The organism is Microcoleus sp. B9-D4, from assembly GCF_036705105.1.
Lineage (GTDB): Bacteria > Cyanobacteriota > Cyanobacteriia > Cyanobacteriales > Microcoleaceae > Microcoleus.
Map to the genome: position 1 here is coordinate 42,156 of NZ_JAUBTS010000011.1, position 18,726 is coordinate 60,881.

The following is an 18,726-nucleotide window of genomic DNA, read 5'->3' on the forward strand; positions in this document are numbered from 1 at the left end:
AAAATGTCTGAATTTACACTATCAATCTTTGATCCGAATACATTGCTGCCCCATCGAGCGGGAATTGCAGGCTTAGCGCTGGCATTGTCAGTGATGCCGCGTGAGGATGCACCGTTAACTTGGGAGGTAACAGACGATGAGGTGAAGTTGGCATGGGATAAGGTCAGCGATCGCGATGCTGTGACGTGGCTAGTTCAGCAGACTTATCAAGTTACAGCCGACGGCTATCTAGATGTACCAGCTTTAAAGCTCGATAACCAGGGGCACTATACGTTTACTGAAGGAGTGTTGTCTACATTCTTGCAACACAGTCAGCAACGCAGTCGTGATTCTAATGCAGTGGCAAAGACCTTTCAGATTGATGAAGGGCAACCTGAAATTCGGGTAGAGTTTCGTTCATTGCTCAGTTGCTATTACACCGAAGATATTAAGGAGGCTTTCAATACCAAAGGTGCATTCAAAAAAGAGATTTCGCTCAAGGGACATCACCTGCCTGGGTTGATTGAGTGTTTCGTCAATGGAGCCTATCAAGAGTCATCCACAGGATTTCTAGCGTTGCTATTTTTGCCCTTGGCGTGTGGCTATTACAAGCTACCGAATTTGCGCTCAGCCGTTGTGATTCCTGAAGTGCAAAACCTGAAGCAATGGGTGAAGCACAAGCAAGATTTTCCAGGGCGCACCTACCGTGATTTCCGTAGCAGTGGGGCGGGAGAATCAGCACTGAATTTTCTATGGCGAGAGCAGACCTTGGGCGATATAGGTCTAGCACAAGTAGATTACTGCGAGGTCTATCAACTAGGAAAGCAAACCTGGTATGCCAATCAGAACTACCTTAAACAAGCAGTCTATCGTGTGCAAGTGGATGAGGACGTGTTGGCTCTATATCGGTCTGCCCAGGTGCTGTTCCCGTCGCAGGTGAAAAAGACTGACAAGGGAGAAACCTGGTTGGCGATTTCCAAGGTGCTGCCGTGGATTTGTGACAACTTAGTGACTGGAAATGCTTGGTATGGGGGATTCTATGAGTTTTGCAAGCGGAATGGTTTTTATGAACGCAAAGGATTAGTGAAAATGACAGAGTATCTCAATACTAGGGAACAGGTGCTGTTTGATGCCGTGCAAGGTGCATTTAGTGCGTATCTGCGTGGGCAAATTTTGCAGGCTGAAAAGCAAGGTCGTCCATTGGATTACGGGCAAGTCACAGATAAACTGCTCAATCGCCTGAAACGCCCCAGCACCCAACAAGACTTTGCTCAAACCTTGGTTGATGTCTTGACTCAATATCGCAGCAAAGAAATAAGAGCTGTCGGACCACAAATTTATCACTGGCTTCATCATGACGAAGCAAATTGGCGACAAGCGCGAGATCTGGTGTTGTTAGCGATTGCAACCTATACCAGCAAAAAGGGGGATGCGCTGGATGGTGCTGAAGTACCGCTCGAAACGTCTTCAGAATCTGAGAGCTACGGCGATGATTTACTTGCCTCCTAACTTGTTCACAACTTATTTCTAAATCAAGGACTATCAATCATGTCTCAGCATTTGTTCGCAACTATTGTCACCTCTACTGCTGTTGCTGCCAATAATCGTGGTGAAGGCGATGGCAGCACCCTATCTACGTTGCAAAAAATTACCCGTGGCAACGATCAATACACGACTGTGAGTGCTGAAGCAATTCGCTGGGGATTGCGCGAATACTTGCAAAATTTGGATGCAGCTCAAGTAAATCGCACCTTCGATCCAGATAAAGAAGCCTATAACCTGAAAAATGAACGCTTCAGTGCTAAAGATTTCATTGATGATGATTTGTTTGGCTATATGGATGCCAAGAAAGGCAAAGATAACGAAAATGCGACCACAAAACGGCGTGGAGCATTGGAAGTAAGCCGTGCCATTAGCCTCGATCCTTTCTGGGGTGATATTGCTTTTGGGTCTAAGGGAGGTACAAAAGGTAAGACTTCGATCCATAGTTCAGAAGTGCATTGCACTGCTTATCAATACACGATCGCCCTTACACCCGAAAGTCTCCAGGATGCTAGTCGTGCAGCTTTGATACTTGATGCCATTGGCGCAGTACGGCATGTTGGCGGAAACCACGCCCGGTTTCTCTACGACTTCCGTCCAGAATCGATTGTGATTCGAGTGACGCAAGATCCTAGCCCCTGGATTATGGATAGCTTTAAGCGGATGGGTGACACCGTAGGGTGTCCGAAGTTGCTGCGCTTGGTGGAAGTTGGTGATGTGGCAGCTAGTGAATTGATTGTGGCAGGTGAGATTGCGGATACCCTCTATGGGGAGCAGTTAAAGAAGTTGAATGTGATGGTTGTTCGTGGAGTTAAGGAAGCGATCGCTGCTGCTAAAGCCTTGCTCAAAACGGGGGTGGCTGCTTAATGCTGCTCTACCTTGAGTGCCCCTGCACCAGTTTTCCTCGCAGCTTTGCACGAGATTATAAAGAAACTTACTGCTATCCCCCCCCTTCAACGATTTATGGTTTCCTACTGTCCCTGATTGGTGAAGTAGATATGGCTGCTCATTTAGGTGTAAAGCTTGCCATTGGGCTAATTGGTAATGAACCAGCGATCTCTAGAGTTGTCCGCAAACAGCGGCATCACAAATTTAGCCGCGCTCACTTAGGTACTTATCCAACGAGTAAATTCTCGAAACCTAATCACCATGAGTTATTAACCGACCTACAAGTTGTAGTCCAAATTGATTCTAGTGAAGATTCTGCCTCAGTCACATTAGAAGAAAGGGTAGCGATCGCTCTCTCTACTCCAGAACAAATTACTCGATTTGGTGGCTTGAGTTTAGGAGAATCTTGGGCGCTAGTTAATGGTGTGAGAACTTATCGTAAAAGTGATGGAGAAATTCGTTGGTTAGTAACAGATAAGCGTGGTTTGATTGGTCTACCTATTTGGATCGATCGCCAAACTGGGCAAGGCACTTTTCAGCGCTTTAGCTTTGGCGAGTTATCAGCCTTGTGTTGGGTAAAAATCCAGCCACCTTTTAAAGTTACTCCAAAACGCTCAAGTAAATCTGTGAAAAGTAACTGAATTTGAAATTAAACAATTGCGTTTGCCATACAGAGAAGCGGAAACTTTTTTGCCGGGATAAATAGCTAGAGTAATTTCAACCTGACAAATCATCAGGTTGAAAACTTGAACTCAAGCTATATTTCACTATGCAAACACTTGAAGTTGACTCTTTTTTACCGCCAAAACACAGTACAATTCGTGTTTCTGCGCTGCATGCTCTTGCCTACTGTCCCCGCCTTTTTTACCTAGAAGAAGTAGAGGAACTTTACACCCAAGATGCGGCCGTTTTTGCGGGTCGTCGGCTGCACGCAGAACTTGAAAAACAAGAGGATGAAGATTGGGAAGAGTTGTACCTCGAAAGTGAAGAATTGGGGTTACGCGGTCGCCTAGATGCACTCCGTACTCGCGACGGTCAAACCATCCCTTACGAACATAAGCGGGGGCGCTGTCACCGGGATGAAAACAATCAACCACAAGCATGGGAGAGCGATCGCATCCAAATTCTCAGTTATGCTTGCCTAATTGAATCAGCTTTAGACATTCGAGTCCAAGAAGGTCGCATCCGCTATCACGCGGATAACGTCATGGTGCGCGTTCCGCTCGATGATGCGGGGCGAACTGCTGTAACAGAAGCGATTGAGGAAGCCCGATCGCTCCGCATTTCCACCCATAGACCCCCTGTTGCAGAAAACGAGCGCCTGTGTACCCGTTGTTCCCTTGCACCAGTGTGTTTGCCCGAAGAAGCAAGATTGTCTCACAATCGAGAATGGCAGCCGATTCGACTATTTCCCCAAGATGACGAGCGACAAGTCATTCACGTTTTAGAGCCGGGAACTGCTGTCGGGAGAACTGGAGAACAAATTAAAATTGCTCGCCGGGGCGAAGCTGTGGAAAAGATTCCTGCTCAACAGGTAGGACAGCTCGTATTGCACAGTTTCTCTCAAATCTCTACTCAAGCACTGTACTTTTGTGCAAACAAAGAGATTGGAGTACATTTTATATCAGGCGGTGGGCGCTATCTCGGTAGTTTTGATTTTCGGCGGGGGAGTATCCAGCGGCGCATCCGCCAGTATGCAGCCCTTTCTCAAGCAGAGACGTGCTTGCAACTAGCCCGAAAACTGGTAGTTTGCCGGGGTCAAGGACAGCGCAAGTTCTTAATGCGGGGAACGAGGAAAGCTAAGAATGTACCAGAAGCTTTACAAAAGGCGATTGCCCAAATGAAACTCATCCTCAAACAAGTACCACAGGCACAATCTTTAGAATCGCTGCTGGGATTTGAAGGCAACCTCGCGGCCTTATACTTTGGTGCTTTGCCACATCTGATCCATTCTGAAGTTGATGCGCGGCTGCATTTTGCAGGACGAAACCGCCGCCCACCAAAAGATCGATTTAATGCGATGTTGAGTTTTGGTTATGCCTTATTGCTCAAAGATGTAATGAATGCAATTTTGGCAGTCGGTTTGGAACCCGCTCTGGGTTTCTACCACCAGCCACGCTCTCAAGCTTCGCCCTTGGGACTCGACTTGCTAGAAATCTTCCGAGTGCCATTGGTAGACATGGTGGTGATGGCTTCCATTAACCGGGGACAGTGGGACGCACAGCCAGATTTTGACATTCGTGGTGAACAAGTGTGGCTCAGCGATGCAGGGCGACACAAGTTCATTGAGCTTTACGAGCGTCGCAAAGAGGAAACTTGGAAGCACCCAGTCACAGGTTATTCTCTTAGTTACCGCCGCTTGTTTGAATTAGAAGTCCGGCTATTAGAAAAAGAATGGTCTGGTGAAGGCGGGCTGTTTGCTCAGTTGGTCGTGCGGTGAGGAATAATTGTGGCTGAACTCAAAAACTGGTACTTGGTTGCTTACGACATTCGAGATTCCCAGCGCTGGCGTAAAGCTTCTAAACTCGTTGCTGGCTATGGCGAACGCATTCAGCTTTCTATATTCCGTTGCTGGCTTAGTGTGCGCGAACGCGAAAAGTTGCGTTGGGAACTTGAACGAGTCCTGGCTGCTGAGGATAATTTGCTCCTGGTTCGCTTGTCCCACCAGTGCGTTGAAGGCCTCCTCGCTTACAACCGTCCGGGTACTTGGTCTGTTGATGAAAACTCTTACCGTATTCTCTAATGCAAGCACTTCTGGTTGTGAAACTCCTAACTCGGCTTTCGTTAGCTTGAAAATCCCTGCCTGATTGGCTTTGCTGGCATCTGTATCCGGCTGGGGATACTTGCATTTTGAAAAAACCTAAGCTGTGCGAGCTTTTGAGCCTTGCTTTCTTCCTTCCCTGACTACCTCTTTTACCATAAGGGCTATCTCCAGTTTCTTTTTTGCTAAGGTACTTGTAAAATTAGGTGGGAGCCTTTGCTGTATTAGGTATTCAGCCACCGCTATTCCTAAACCTTTGATGCCGTTAGGCGTTGAGCACATTGATCACCTTGGCATTCACCCGCCAAAGCTAAGTATTCCTAAACCTTTGATGCCGTTAGGCGTTGAGCACGACTAGCTCTCGAAAAATTGTCCGAAGTTTGGGACGATTCCTAAACCTTTGATGCCGTTAGGCGTTGAGCACTCACCCGACAGCCTAGCAAGATTCATAGATTGCTGCATTCCTAAACCTTTGATGCCGTTAGGCGTTGAGCACTGGGCTGGCTACAAAAAATTAAGGGTACGGTAAGATTCCTAAACCTTTGATGCCGTTAGGCGTTGAGCACCTACTTCCTCGGACAGGGGAAGACATGGAAATTTATTCCTAAACCTTTGATGCCGTTAGGCGTTGAGCACCGTTCATCAATTCTCCGTTTTCTAGTTGCAAAATTATTCCTAAACCTTTGATGCCGTTAGGCGTTGAGCACGTTCGACCGGACTTCTTGGGATGCTCGCTGATTGATATTCCTAAACCTTTGATGCCGTTAGGCGTTGAGCACAAGACGAGGAGGGCGAACTACTTCCTGTCGATTTGGAATTCCTAAACCTTTGATGCCGTTAGGCGTTGAGCACAAATGGATTTTCGTTACTATGCCGACCTCATTCAATAATTCCTAAACCTTTGATGCCGTTAGGCGTTGAGCACATCGCCCTGTGATTGAACCCCAACCGTCCCCAATATTCCTAAACCTTTGATGCCGTTAGGCGTTGAGCACAATCCCGTAATATTAGGGCTTGCTCCTCTTGTTTATTCCTAAACCTTTGATGCCGTTAGGCGTTGAGCACTTCTGTCCCGACATTAAACAGATCCGGCGATACAGATTCCTAAACCTTTGATGCCGTTAGGCGTTGAGCACCATTCAGACTTGCCAGTGCTCGCCGGATTGTACCGGGATTCCTAAACCTTTGATGCCGTTAGGCGTTGAGCACATCGCCGTAGACGAATGTCAAGATACAGATATTTTACATTCCTAAACCTTTGATGCCGTTAGGCGTTGAGCACATTTGAATTATCGCTGTTGCAACGTGAATTGCCGTCTGATAATTCCTAAACCTTTGATGCCGTTAGGCGTTGAGCACCTTGCTTTCAAGGGCCAGTCGCAGCAATGGCGAATTCCTAAACCTTTGATGCCGTTAGGCGTTGAGCACAAATAGATGTTGTGTCGATGTCGCAAACTTTCTTGAGCATTCCTAAACCTTTGATGCCGTTAGGCATTGAGCACTACGCCACGAATCCAGGAAACACCGCAGCACTGATTATTCCTAAACCTTTGATGCCGTTAGGGGTATAGCCGCACTACGGGCAAAATAGAACCAGACATAAAGTTTTGTAAAAATATTAGCTTTCCAATGTCCCTTCCGCCGAAAGAAGCTGCCAACACTCAGTCAGCGAGAGCAGAGTAGTAGTAATACTCTGCTCTCGTACAGACTTAAAAAGCGCAATCTTTTACTGCTAAACATTTCAGGCTTTGCTACTTCAAGTCATTTTGTCTTATATTTACAAAACCTTACGTCATGGCCTATTTTGCCCGTATCTCGATACTGTTGGCGAAATATTTCTTAACATTCTTGGCGATCGCAAGAGGTATCTGTTTGGTCATAAATAAGTTATGCGCTCTATAAACAGGATCGGGCTATGTTACCTAAACCCACCCTCATTACACCAATTCCAGAACTCACAGTTCGCGTTGCCCAAGCAGCCTTCCCTAAAGGCAACACCTTTATGCTCATGCGCGACGCCTTGGGTACTATCTTCACAGATGGGGATTTTGCTGAACTCTTTCCCGACAGAGGTCAACCTGGCTTATCTCCGTGGCGACTAGCTCTAGTAACTATCATGCAATTTGTCGCAGGTCTGTCTGACCGTCAAGCCGCAGAAGCAGTGCGGAGTCGAATTGATTGGAAATATGCACTCTCTCTAGAATTAACTGACCCAGGCTTTGACTTCTCAGTGTTGTGCGAGTTCCGCCAGCGTCTAATTGATGGTAGTGCTCAAGAGATTATGCTAAATAAATTACTGTGTAAATGTCAGGAACTGAGCTTATTAAAACCTCGTGGTCGTCAACGCACTGATTCGACAAATATAGTAGCCGCTATCCGAGATTTGGGGCGTTTAGAATGTATTACTGAAACCCTACGCTATGCTCTTAATGCTGTAGCTAAAGTTGCCCCAACCTGGTTATCCAATTTAGCCTCTCCTGCATGGTACGAGCGTTACTCTAAGCGCGTTGAGGAATCTCATCTGCCGAGAAAGCCGATGGAACGGGAAGAATTCGCATCTCTAGTGGGGGCTGATGGCTTCAAGTTAATGGAAGCTATATATAGTAGCAAGGCACCGCCCCAATTGAGGCAGTTATCCGAGGTACAGACCTTGCGCCAACTATGGCTACAACAGTTTTATGCACCGGAGTCCACAGTCCGTCTACGTTCACAAGAAGATCGTCCTCCTTGTGTGCAGCAGATTCGCTCACCTTATGACATGGAAGCCCGTTACGGGACTAAGAGAACTACGCACTGGACGGGATATAAGGTTCATCTGAGTGAGAGCTGTGATGAAAATTCACCTCGGTTGATCACCCATGTAGAAACAACTAATGCTCCTGTAGGAGACCAACTCGCCACACCCATCATCCACCAAGCTCTACAAAACAAAGAACTCTTACCTCAACAACATCTGGTTGATGCGGGTTATACCAGCGTATCTCTGATGGTTAGTGCCCAGCAGGAGTATGAGGTTGAACTGTTTGGACCAGTGCCTAATAATCATCATTGGCAGGCAAAGGCTGAACAAGGCTTCGATACTAACAACTTTAATATTGATTGGGACAAGAAAGTGGTGTACTGTCCAATCGGCAAAACCAGCCAACGTTGGAAGCCCAGCCATGACGCCAATGGAAATTCTACAATTTATATCGCTTTTGCCCAAAAAGATTGTCTGGTATGTCCTGTCCGAGACCAATGCACCCGTTCCTTAAAAACTGGTCGTTCGCTAACACGGAGGACACAATCAGATTGGCAGGTTCTACAGCAAGCCCGCGCCTATCAGCAGACGGATGAGTTCAAAGCGATTTATGCCCACCGGGCCGGAATTGAGGGTACTATATCCCTGGCAGTGCGGGCATTTGAACTACGCCGTTGTCGGTACATTGGTCTTAAAAAGACCACATTGCAGCATATCATCACCGCCGCTGCGATTAATGTAGTACGTTTGACGGCCTGGCTGCGAGGAGAGCCTTTGGCTCAAACCCGTAAATCATCGTTCGCCCAACTAGCACCCGATTAATTAAAGCTGTTTACAGGTATGTCAAACCAGTTAACAAGTATAAATCGGCATCAGGGCTGCTGAACAAAGCTGTTTACAGGTTTATTAGCTGTAAACTTGTTTATCATAAACTTGTTTACGACTTTTTCGACTCTGATGCCCAAACCTAAAGGCGGGAGAGGTAAGAAAGCTCCCTACGACACAAAGCTGGCACGTATCCCAGTTCCCCTTGCTGAACAAATTAATCAGTTGGTGGAACGCTATCAAGAATATATAGCTGAAGGTGGTGAGCCACTTTCTCCTCCGATTTTGCTTTTTGAGAAACCTGTTAACAAGATTAATCCCCGCTCCGATAAACCTGTTAACAACTTAAACTCACTACCCAAACCATTTCCGAATGCTGAGGAGCTACTCAATAAACTACGAGGGCATAACCAGAAAAGCAAAGCTACTTATCTAGATGTAAAAATATTGCTCGCTTTTCTGACATCTTCTACGGAGTCACCACAGGCAGAAGATTAGATCTCCTTAACTTATTTATGACCAAACAGATGCCTCTTGGCGATCGCCAAGAATGTTAAGAAATATTTCGCCAACAGTATCGTATCTCGGCTATACCCCACTAATGAACTCTCATGGCCAGAAAATTTAATTCCTGTCTGTCAACCTTCACATAGTCCAGAACTTAATCCAATTGAAAGGGTCTGGGAATATATCAAAAAGGAACTTGTTGGAGAGGTTTTTACAACACGTGAGCAATTACGAGAGCGATTGAAACAAGTTCTTGAAAAAATCACCCGCTCACAAATTAGTTCGTTGTCATCTTACAAGTTTATTCTTGAAGCCCTATTCTATACAACTTCATATTAAATTGGTATAATCCCACAAATTAGAAGTGCTGCAAACGTTATACAGCCGCTTGAAGAAATATAATTAGACAAATAATACTACCAGCTTAGCTACTTATCACCCTATATTCGTTTAACCCATAGATTGAATTATGTCTTTCAATATGGTGGATTATTTGGAACATTCTGACCCTGTTTCTCCAAATCTCGTGCTTTTTGTTTAAGGGCCTTGGCTTCTTCTTGTTGACCTTTTTGAGACAGAACATAGCTTAAGCCATAGTAAGCCTTAACATAGTCGGGATTGCTGCGAATAGCTTCTCGATAGTGTCCGATCGCTTCGTCTAATTGCCCTTGACGCCAGAGAGTATTTCCTAAGTTAATTTGAGTCCCCCACAGGTCAGGGTTAATTTTAACTGCCTTTTTATATAGTAAAATTGCCTCATCGCTTTTACCCTGAGATGCGAGAATTAACGCCAAAGTATTGTAGGGGGGTGTATAGTTAGGAGTCAGACGAATCGCTTCACGATATGCAGCAATAGCCTCCTGCGCCTTTCCTTGCTTCTCTAAATAAAGGCCTGCGTTATAGAAAAGAACTGCTAAGTTTTTGCGAATAATTGCATCGCGGGGATTGAGCGGAACTACTACCTTAAGTAGGGCGATCAATTCTTCGACTTGACCTTGTTTATATAAAATATTTCCTAAATTATTATAAGCTTCTATAAACTGAGGATTAATACGAATTGCCTCTTTATACTGAAAAATAGCTTGCTGAGATTGACCTTGATTGTGTAAAGCCAACCCCAAGTGGAAGTGAGCGAAGGGAGCGTTAGGATTGAGCCGAATAGCTTCTTGGTAGTGAACCATTGCCTCTTCTAGCTTACCTTTATCCTGTAAAGCCAATCCTAAATAAACATGAAGGTTAGCATCATTAGGATTAAACGAAAGAACAAAACGAGCGATATTGGCATCGTATGGAGAAATAACCACCGGTAGTGACCCAATCAACACACTTAAAGCAAGGATTCCTACTCCGATAAAAACAGCGTTGGCTATTTTGTTTTGCTGCAACTGCGCTAGCCACAAACCCTGTTTAGCGATTTTTAGATTAGGATGAAAGCAAAGTGCTTGCTGAAATTTAGCTTGAGCTTGAGCGCTTTTGGCTTGTTGAAAAAAAACGCATCCTAAGCTATAGTGAGCAAAGACAAGATTTGGAGAAAATCGAATTGCTTGCCTGAACTTAATACTAGCGAGATATAGTTGGCGCTGCTGGAGTAAGATAGCTCCAATATTATGGTGAGCTGGCGCTAAATTCGGATCGAGCTGTAGGGCTTCGGTGTAGGCTGCGATCACCTCGTTGGTTTTTCGTTGGAGATCGAGGATAATTCCCAAATTATTATGGGCAATGGCGAGTGTGGCATCCAGTTGAATGGCTCGGCGACAGGCGGTGATCGCTTCCTTAAACTGGCGTTGCTTAATCAATACTGTACTTAATTTACAGTAAGCTATCGCATTATTCTCATCAAACCGAATTACTTGCCGATAAGCTGCGATAGCTTGTTTGGTCAACCCAAGTTGTCCTAGTGCGTTCCCTAAATTCAGATGAGCCTCGACATCGTTAGGATAAAGGCTGATATTTTTCTGAAGTTGGGAAATTTCAGATTCTAATTGGTCTGGTGTTTTGAGAGCTAGTATGGAGTTTGTATGAGTATGGACGAGGTTAGGGTTAAGGCGAATGGCTTCTTGAAGTTTGGTAATAGCTGCAGAACGATGGCTTTGTTGGCTGAAAACTGCGGCTATGCCAACATGAGGCTGTGCATCGTCAGGATTAATCCGAATTGCTTGTTCATAACAAGTCATTGCCGACTCTAAATTACCTTGTTCTGCAAAAATTATTCCCAAATGATAATGAGCGTCGGAGCGATTGGGGTCGAGATGAATGGCTTGTTGGTACTGAGCGATCGCCTCTTCTAGCTTGCCACAATCGTAGAGAACAATTCCCAAGTTAATGTAACCTTCTGGTTCGTTGGGATTAACCTCCACAGCTTTTCGGAACGAGGCTTCTACGTTCTTGTGGTCTTTAGGGTCATAGTTGACGCTCATCATGCCAAAAAGAAAGGACTATTATTAACTTCCGTATTCTGACACCCCCCAGGCAACCAGAACTTACCCAACAGCACCAGAAATTCGGGGCTACCCCCATTGTAAGTATAAAGCCGGAATACGGACTTGCACAGGACACGATGCCAAGCACTGTAACGAAATACCCCCTGCCACCCAGAAATTTACAACTAGCAGAAAAAGCGCAACGGCTGTTTGCGAGGTATTGTCAAGTTTGGCTGTGACCCGATTCAGACCAAATCTTCGTTTACCTTTTTTACCTCCTATTTATCCTGCACACTTGTGTTGCTCGCGCCATCAAATCACCCAAACCCGTCACCGTTTAGCACTTATTCAGCAAGTCCTAATTAGCCATCCACTCCATAGTTGTCAAGGAGTTAAGAAGTCTAAATGGTTGCCAGCCTGCTTGTGCAATTCATCAAAAGAACCTTGCCGTTTTACTCTACCCTGTTCCAATAACACAATCCAATCAGCCCGCATGATGACTCTAGGGCGGTGACTAATCAAAATCGTAGTTTTACCTTGGCGGTGAGACAAGAGTCCATCTAGGACTTGGGCTTCGCTTACTGGGTCAAGGTTAGCTGTTGATTCATCTAAAATGAGGATTGGTGGGTTGGTGACAATTGCTCTGGCTATGGCGAGTCGTTGTCGCTGTCCTCCAGAAATATTTGCGCCAAACTCGCCTAAAACAGTTTGATATTTATCAGGTAATTTACTGATAAATTCATCAATCTTAGCTAGCTGACAGGCGGTAACAATTTCCTCAAAGGTAGCATGAGGTGAACCCAAACGAAAGTTGGCGAGAATCGATCGACTCCAAAAGTGAGGTTCTTGAGGAATTAGAATAATCTGTTGGCGCAAACAATCAAGAGCCAAGTCTTGACTGTTATAAATTCCCAGGCGAATATTGCCCGATTGCAAGGGATATAACCCTGCAATGAGTTTGACTAAGGTACTTTTACCGCAACCCGATTCTCCAATTAAAGCAACGACTTTTCCCCCAGGAATCGTCACAGAGAAATCTTCAACTAAATCAACTTGACCGGGATAATTAAAGTTAATGTTGCTGCAAACAATATCAGCATTTTCAGAAATTGTGGCAAAAGGCTTTTTGACATCCTCTAGTTGCGTTTCTGGTTGGGCATCAGTGACCTCAGTCAGGCGTTCAATAGCCGTTCTAATCCAGACACATTCATTGATGATAATAATCAAATCAGTCATTAAGCGAATTACATTTTGCGCTAAGGTATAGGAAGCGACCAGTTGACCGATGCTGATTTCTTTAGCAATCACCAGTTGGCTCCCTTCCCAAAGCATACCGACACTACCAAGATTAGAGACTAAATCCGAAAAGCTGCGGTTAATAACGGTAATCTGGATAGTGCGAAAAGTCAGATTGGCTACCTTGCCAGAGCGACTCTGGAGTTGTTCCCACAGTTGAGGTGCCGCAGAGGTTGTTTTGAGCGTGAGTCCTCCTTTAAAGGTTTCTACCAGAATTGCTTGGTTCTCACCGTCTTCGGCTAATACAGTTCGGGTTTTTTGCCGGAGAGCTGGCAGGAACACAAGCGTCGATAGCGTCATTACCGCTGCAATTGAAGTAGCAAGCAGCATAAGTTTCCAGCTATAGAACCCTAAGAAACCCAAAGACGCCACAGCAATAAAAAAATCGCTGGGCAAAGTAATTAATAGCTGAGAAATTATATTTCTAAGACGTTGAATATCGCGCAGTCGGCTAATGATTTCACCACTGCGATGAGTTTCATAATAAGTGAGCGGTAAGCGCAGGATTGCTCGAATAAATTCGAGAATGAGCCCCAATTCCAGCCGTTGACTAAAATGTGCAATCAAATTTGACTGCACCAGTCTCATTCCGCTACCAATTAAACTCATGATTACAGTGGCAATAATGACACCATTAAGCAACTTGGTATCTCCCCGCACTAGCACATCATCAGTGAGAATTTGGATTAGGAATGGGAAAGCCAGAGTAATCAAACCCAAAAAAACATTGAGCAGCAACGCTTCCGATAAAAGGGCTCGGTAAGGCAAGATGCGCTGCACAAAGTGTCCCAGGCTGTTAACTCGATCGTTGGGCTGCTCGGCAAAGCGAATTGGGTCTGCCTCTAGCAAAAGCATGATGTAGTTTTGCCAGCCTTCGGTTAACTGATGGCGGGACAAATAACGGATACCAACGGCGGGGTCAGCGATGACATATTTCTTGCCCTGTCGCCCGTACAAAACTACCCAGTGGTAGCCCAGCCAGTGAATAATTACAGGCAAGGGGAGAGCGTCGATTTGGTCAATAATCTCTGGTGAGGCTTTGACGCCTTGAGCGTTGAAACCTAGCGCCTCCGCCCCCCGCTTCAGCCCTAGTAGAGTGGTTCCGTGTTGCCCCGTGCCTACCAGTTCCCGAATGTGGCTGATTGCTAAGGTACGCCCGTAGTGTTTAGCAATGGTAGCGAAGCAAGCTGCCCCACAGTCAGATTCAGTAAGCTGTAAAACACAAGGATATTTAACAAATCTAAGCATTCTTATTTCAAATCCAACAGAATATGCTAGTGTAGACTCATTATTTTCATCATGTTTCTCTAGCTTTCCGATAAACTTAGTGACACTTAGTTTCTTGTCACAAGCATCCTACTCAATCAAATACTAAAACAGAGTCGGAGAGAATTTAATTGGTTGAGACAAGTAATAAATTTTTGTAGGTTAATCTTCTTTTGGGCAAATTAACAGAACTTCATCAATTTGAGGAATAGTTAGACTGTTAAATCATAAATTTATCAGCAGTCTTGCTTTGGTGAGAATAAACGTAAGTACCGTCTCTTCTGTGGAGATAATGTCGGCTGTAACTTCCATTCCCGATTGGATGGGATACTGATGACCACTCTTATCTAGATAAAGTTTTTCAGGCTGAAGTGTCACCTCGTAGTAAGGAGTAGCTGCATTTGTATCCTTGCTAGGAACTGTAATCGCATCGGGAGCGATCGCCCTTACCCCAGCTTTGAGTGTGCCATAATCGGGATAAGGATAGGCAGAAACTTGCAGTTGAGCTTTGCCCTGCGTACAGTCTGACACTTTTTCTTCTTTGCAGACTCGAACGTGGCCAATATCTTGAACTGCCACACGAGCTTTAATGACAAGGGAGGCATTACTTGGAGCAATGCGGGCAATGGATTCTCCAGGGCGTACCACCTGACCCGAATTTCGCAGTTCCAGTTTGAGGATGGTACCGTCGGCGGGGGCGGTAATTACCGTTTTTTTGAGTTCGATACCAATTTGTTGGAGTTCTTGCAGATCCCGGTTGATTCGATTTTGGATTTCATGGCGGCTTTGAATTAGCGCTTCTCGTTCTTTTTTTAACATCGCCAAACCTGCTTCGCCCTTAGATTTTTCTTGGGCAATTCGTTCAGAAGCGATGGCTACAGGTGCGGCACTAGGATTAAGGGCAGCTTGAACGACTTTTAATTTAGCGGCAGCTACTTCAACCGCTTGTTGTTGTCTTTCGACGGTTTTTTTTTGGCTTTCAATGGCTTGTTGTTGGACTTTAAACGCTGCTTTTTCCCCAGCTACGGCTTGTTCTTGCTGCTCAACAGCTCGTTCGGTTTCTTCTACTAAGTCGAGGGAAATGGCTCCTGATTCTCGCAGCGGCTGATAGCGATTCTGCTTAGAGATTGCCGCTTTTAAACTCGCCTCTGTTGCTTTTAAATTCGCCCCTATTTTCAGTAAATAAGCCTGTTCTTTTTGCAATTCTTCTTGGGCTTTTTGTCTTTCCAGTTCGGCTAATTGAAAATTAGCTGCGGCTGCTTCAACTTCGGCAACTGTGGTCAGTTTTCGTTCTCGATATTCCTGTTGATTGCGACTTAAATCGGCTTCGGCGGAAGCAATTGCCCGTTCCATCCCCCAGTTTTCTGCTGCGATTCGCTCGTCTGTAGCGGTAATTTGAGCTGTAATTTGTCGCAGTTGCAGTTGATTTTGCTGGATATTGCCTTGTAATTGACTTTTTTTAGTCAAAGATTGGGATGAGTCGATAACTGCGATCGTCTCTCCCTGTTTTACCGCCATGTTCTCTTTGATCGGAATACTTTCGACCCTTCCTTCTGTCGCTGCTTGTACTATCTGAACTTCTCCAACAGGTCGAATGGTGGCGGGAGCTTTGACGGTGATGTTGTATTTCGTAACGGCAGTGAGGACGATGGCTGCACCAACGCTTCCCATCAGCAATATACCGCCTAGGGTTGTCCAAAGACTGATGGGAGGCAGAAATTCATCGCTTTTGGCTGGGCGGAGCAGGTCTGGGTTGGGGTCACTAAACATACTTACAAGGGTAGAGCACCAGGATGCTGGCTAATAAACAAATAACCCAGAGAGGAAATAGAAATATTGCTCTTTTGTTACTAGGGCAATCCTCTCCGGGTTAACTTTTTAGACTTTTGAACAGCTACTAACTAGCGCCAATCTTTACTCGATCAGTTGCTATCCATCAACCATGATGGCTAGTTCCGCCGTTAACTGAAGACATATCTCTTTCTGTCAGGGTCACTATTGGCAAATTGGTCAAAGGTAAGGTTGTGCCTGATTTATGGGATTGCTTCTTATTGTCCATTCTAGAATCCTCCATCTTTTAGTTAACTTTAACAAATTGGAGGGGAAGATTAGTAATTTTCACTACTTCCCTCATTTTCAGAACTCGGGTTGGATTCCCCGTTTACTTGGCCCCTCCTACCACTAACCTTAGAGGTTGATTAACCAGCCCATGAATTGTAACCTCCGCCGTTGACGGATGACATATCTTTTTCGGTCAAGGTTACAAGTGGCAGTTTTACCAAAGGTAAGGTTTTGCCTTGTTTCTGATCTTGCTTTTTCGTGTCCATTGTAGTATCCTCCGCGTTTTATAGAAAATTAACAAAGTGGAGGAGAAAAGAAGTCGTTTTTTAGTCTTTCTTTTCATAACTAGGATTTAAGCCCTCGTTACCTTAGTCCCTCCTACAGTTGTCTTAGAGGTTGATTACTAACCACCATTCCATATGTAACCGCCGTTGACCGAAGACATATCTTTTTCGGTCAGGGTAACAATTGGCAATTTTGCCAAAGGTAGTGTTTTGGGTTGTTTCTTGTTTGGCTTTTGATTGTCCATTGTATAATCCTCCAAACTTAAATGAATTGTAACAAGTTGGAAGGGAAAGAATTCGTTGGTTTCTCCTTATTTTTATAACTCGGATTAACGTCCTCGTTACTATAGCCCTTCCTATCAGCCAATAACCTTAGAGGTTGCTTAACCTCTAAATCGTATTGAGTTGTCCGCCGCCATTAACGGAAGACATATCTTTTTCGGTCAGGGTGACGATTGGCAGTTGTGTCAAAGGCAATGTTTTGGCTTGTTTTTGGTCTGACTTTTTATTGTGCATTGTAGAATCCTCGGTGTTTGAGTAACTTTTAACCACTTGGAAGGGAAGGGAAGTATTAAAAAACTAATTATTTCAGGACTAGAGTTTAATGCTTCATTTCCTTAGCCCGTCCTACGAGCAACCTTAGAGGTTTCTCAACCTCTAAATCGCATTGAGTTGTCCGCCGCCGTTGACAGAAGACATATCTTTTTCGGTCAAAGCGACAATAGGTAAATGTACCTGTAGCTGGGTTGTTACTTGTTTTTGGGATTGCTTCTTGGTTTTCACTGTTAGTTCTCCTGAGCTGAGCAATATCTACATTAGTCAAGAGATACATTCCTCATTTTGTTTGTCCGGATGATTCGCCAGATTGTTTGCTAAATATTTTTTTCAGAGAGCCTCACCGGTAATTGTCCGCCTAACTTACCCAAAAGTCAGGACAGTTGCTATATAGCCCAATGGCTTGCTCTCTGGGACTTTGAGCCGCTGTGGAACATTAAGTCAACGCCAGCTCCACCCGTGACGCGGCATTTGATTCGAGTTTTTTACGATCCTTGCCTTGTAAAGCTTGTAGTATCGTTCCAGAAACAGTCCGCAGTATTGATAGATTGAAGGCGCATCCATGCGATCGTGAGCTGGATAGGCACGAGTACCCTTCCACAGAAACTAGCGTATTCTCTTTGCCCTGATGTGTAGGGTTCCATCCATGAGGGGGCGGGCGGTTAGTTTGCTAGCCACTATGTCACCAACCCGCTACAAGATTTTGATAGAGTTGGAAGAAGTTCTTGAACACCTTGATGCGGGCTAGAACGATCGCTTTTATCCCTCCACCTCCCTCAACCCATCCTCCAACAGCATCCGCACTATATCCACTTTCTTGCGCCCCGTCCTGGCTGCCAATATTGACAGTTTGCGGTGCAGAGTTTCGGACATATCCACGGTAAACCTGACCGTTGCTTCTTTGTCGGGTACTTGGAGTCGGTGAGTCAGACTGCTCTCCTTTGATTGAGCGGGGACTGATTCTAATGCTGATGCTTCTGGCTTCGGTGGTGTTAGCGCTGGCAATGCAGCTTCGAGTGTTGGCGGTGTTTCCCTTATTAGTGATGCTGCGGGTGTTAGTGCTGGCGGTGCAGCTTCTGGTGCTGTTGATATTGATGCAGCTTCTTGACTGCCGAAGACAAACGCTTCGAGAGCGCTGTCCAATGGTTTGCGTTTTTTGGTACTCATTTCAAGGCTCCCGTGATTTCCTTAAACAATCGGCTGTACTCTTTGCCAGAGTCTTTGGCAGGTTGACCGCCCAAATCCCACACCGTAGCTGCTTGCCCCGAAGAATCAGCAATTACTTGTTTTTGGTGAATGACTGATTTGAGCACTTTGATAGTAGGTGTAAGTTTTCCCAACAACTCCATTGCTTCAGTTTTGAGTTTTGTCCCCTTCACTGCCCGACTCAAAAACATCACCGCTTGGGGCGGGCCTTGTCTCACTGATTGCGCTTGTTTGATGAGTCTCACCGCATCGGCGGCTGATTGTACGTCGATACCGCTCGGCTGCACCGGCATCACGGCTAAAAAAAGCTTTGGCGGGGCGATCGGCTGCTCAACCGATCTCGCTAAAAATCTTCAATGGGTTCTATAGTTTGAGGTATCTCCCATCGTACTCATC

At 45.3% G+C, this 18,726-nt stretch carries 17 protein-coding genes, 1 pseudogene and 1 CRISPR repeat array; of the genes and pseudogenes, 9 read left to right on the forward strand and 9 right to left on the reverse strand.

Annotated features, from left to right (window positions below):
* The first annotated feature begins 3 nt into the window (after positions 1 to 3).
* From cas8a1 to QUB24_RS33585, 9 genes and pseudogenes are all read left to right on the forward strand, one after another.
* Positions 4 to 1,488, forward strand: a complete 1,485-nt coding sequence (gene cas8a1 / locus QUB24_RS09320; RefSeq protein WP_333152716.1) for a type I-MYXAN CRISPR-associated Cas8a1/Cmx1 — start codon at positions 4 to 6, stop codon at positions 1,486 to 1,488.
* 39 nt (positions 1,489 to 1,527) lie between these two features.
* On the forward strand, positions 1,528 to 2,388 hold the full coding sequence (gene cas7i / locus QUB24_RS09325) for a type I-B CRISPR-associated protein Cas7/Cst2/DevR (protein ID WP_333152718.1): 861 nt from the start codon (positions 1,528 to 1,530) through the stop codon (positions 2,386 to 2,388).
* Positions 2,388 to 2,495, forward strand: a pseudogene (gene cas5 / locus QUB24_RS33580) (CRISPR-associated protein Cas5); the annotation flags it as partial. The gene cas7i and the pseudogene cas5, both read left to right, overlap by 1 nt.
* A gap of 24 nt (positions 2,496 to 2,519) precedes the next feature.
* Positions 2,520 to 3,050: a CRISPR-associated protein Cas5 gene (locus QUB24_RS09330; protein ID WP_445300395.1), complete on the forward strand. Its 531-nt coding sequence runs from the start codon at positions 2,520 to 2,522 to the stop codon at positions 3,048 to 3,050.
* 128 nt (positions 3,051 to 3,178) lie between these two features.
* Positions 3,179 to 4,849, forward strand: a complete 1,671-nt coding sequence (locus QUB24_RS09335; protein ID WP_333152720.1) for a type I-MYXAN CRISPR-associated endonuclease Cas4/Cas1 — start codon at positions 3,179 to 3,181, stop codon at positions 4,847 to 4,849.
* Between the two features lie 9 nt (positions 4,850 to 4,858).
* Positions 4,859 to 5,152: a CRISPR-associated endonuclease Cas2 gene (gene cas2 / locus QUB24_RS09340; protein ID WP_333054142.1), complete on the forward strand. Its 294-nt coding sequence runs from the start codon at positions 4,859 to 4,861 to the stop codon at positions 5,150 to 5,152.
* Positions 5,153 to 5,414: 262 nt separating this feature from the next.
* Positions 5,415 to 6,744: direct repeats of the CRISPR family, unit length 36 nt; unit sequence ATTCCTAAACCTTTGATGCCGTTAGGCGTTGAGCAC.
* Between the two features lie 341 nt (positions 6,745 to 7,085).
* A complete protein-coding gene (locus tag QUB24_RS09345; protein WP_333152722.1) occupies positions 7,086 to 8,732 on the forward strand; it encodes an IS1182 family transposase in 1,647 nt (548 codons plus the stop codon).
* Between the two features lie 135 nt (positions 8,733 to 8,867).
* Positions 8,868 to 9,233: a hypothetical protein gene (locus QUB24_RS09350; protein ID WP_333152724.1), complete on the forward strand. Its 366-nt coding sequence runs from the start codon at positions 8,868 to 8,870 to the stop codon at positions 9,231 to 9,233.
* A 36-nt stretch (positions 9,234 to 9,269) separates the two neighbouring features.
* The gene (locus tag QUB24_RS33585; protein WP_445300394.1) at positions 9,270 to 9,581 is read left to right on the forward strand and encodes a transposase; all 312 of its coding nucleotides are present in this window, start codon (positions 9,270 to 9,272) and stop codon (positions 9,579 to 9,581) included.
* A gap of 137 nt (positions 9,582 to 9,718) precedes the next feature.
* On the opposite strand, the gene QUB24_RS09355 is transcribed toward QUB24_RS33585, so the two are convergent.
* The 9 genes from QUB24_RS09355 to QUB24_RS09395 form a co-directional block, all read right to left on the reverse strand.
* Positions 9,719 to 11,662: a tetratricopeptide repeat protein gene (locus QUB24_RS09355; protein ID WP_333152726.1), complete on the reverse strand. Its 1,944-nt coding sequence runs from the start codon at positions 11,660 to 11,662 to the stop codon at positions 9,719 to 9,721.
* 384 nt (positions 11,663 to 12,046) lie between these two features.
* Positions 12,047 to 14,206 carry a peptidase domain-containing ABC transporter gene (locus QUB24_RS09360; protein ID WP_333152728.1) on the reverse strand — a complete coding sequence of 720 codons (2,160 nt, stop codon included), beginning with the start codon at positions 14,204 to 14,206 and terminating at the stop codon, positions 12,047 to 12,049.
* A gap of 243 nt (positions 14,207 to 14,449) precedes the next feature.
* A complete protein-coding gene (locus QUB24_RS09365) occupies positions 14,450 to 15,994 on the reverse strand; it encodes an HlyD family efflux transporter periplasmic adaptor subunit (RefSeq protein ID WP_333152730.1) in 1,545 nt (514 codons plus the stop codon).
* A gap of 428 nt (positions 15,995 to 16,422) precedes the next feature.
* A complete protein-coding gene (locus QUB24_RS09370) occupies positions 16,423 to 16,551 on the reverse strand; it encodes a hypothetical protein (protein ID WP_333152732.1) in 129 nt (42 codons plus the stop codon).
* Between the two features lie 137 nt (positions 16,552 to 16,688).
* Complete coding sequence (locus QUB24_RS09375) at positions 16,689 to 16,814, reverse strand: hypothetical protein (protein ID WP_333152734.1); 126 nt, start codon at positions 16,812 to 16,814, stop codon at positions 16,689 to 16,691.
* Positions 16,815 to 16,959: 145 nt separating this feature from the next.
* The gene (locus QUB24_RS09380; RefSeq protein WP_333152736.1) at positions 16,960 to 17,085 is read right to left on the reverse strand and encodes a hypothetical protein; all 126 of its coding nucleotides are present in this window, start codon (positions 17,083 to 17,085) and stop codon (positions 16,960 to 16,962) included.
* Positions 17,086 to 17,226: 141 nt separating this feature from the next.
* A complete protein-coding gene (locus QUB24_RS09385) occupies positions 17,227 to 17,352 on the reverse strand; it encodes a hypothetical protein (RefSeq protein WP_333152738.1) in 126 nt (41 codons plus the stop codon).
* Between the two features lie 531 nt (positions 17,353 to 17,883).
* The gene (locus QUB24_RS09390) at positions 17,884 to 18,291 is read right to left on the reverse strand and encodes a hypothetical protein (RefSeq protein WP_333152740.1); all 408 of its coding nucleotides are present in this window, start codon (positions 18,289 to 18,291) and stop codon (positions 17,884 to 17,886) included.
* Positions 18,288 to 18,623, reverse strand: a complete 336-nt coding sequence (locus tag QUB24_RS09395; protein WP_333152742.1) for a hypothetical protein — start codon at positions 18,621 to 18,623, stop codon at positions 18,288 to 18,290. The genes QUB24_RS09390 and QUB24_RS09395 overlap by 4 nt, the downstream gene beginning before the upstream one ends.
* Positions 18,624 to 18,726: the final 103 nt, after the last annotated feature.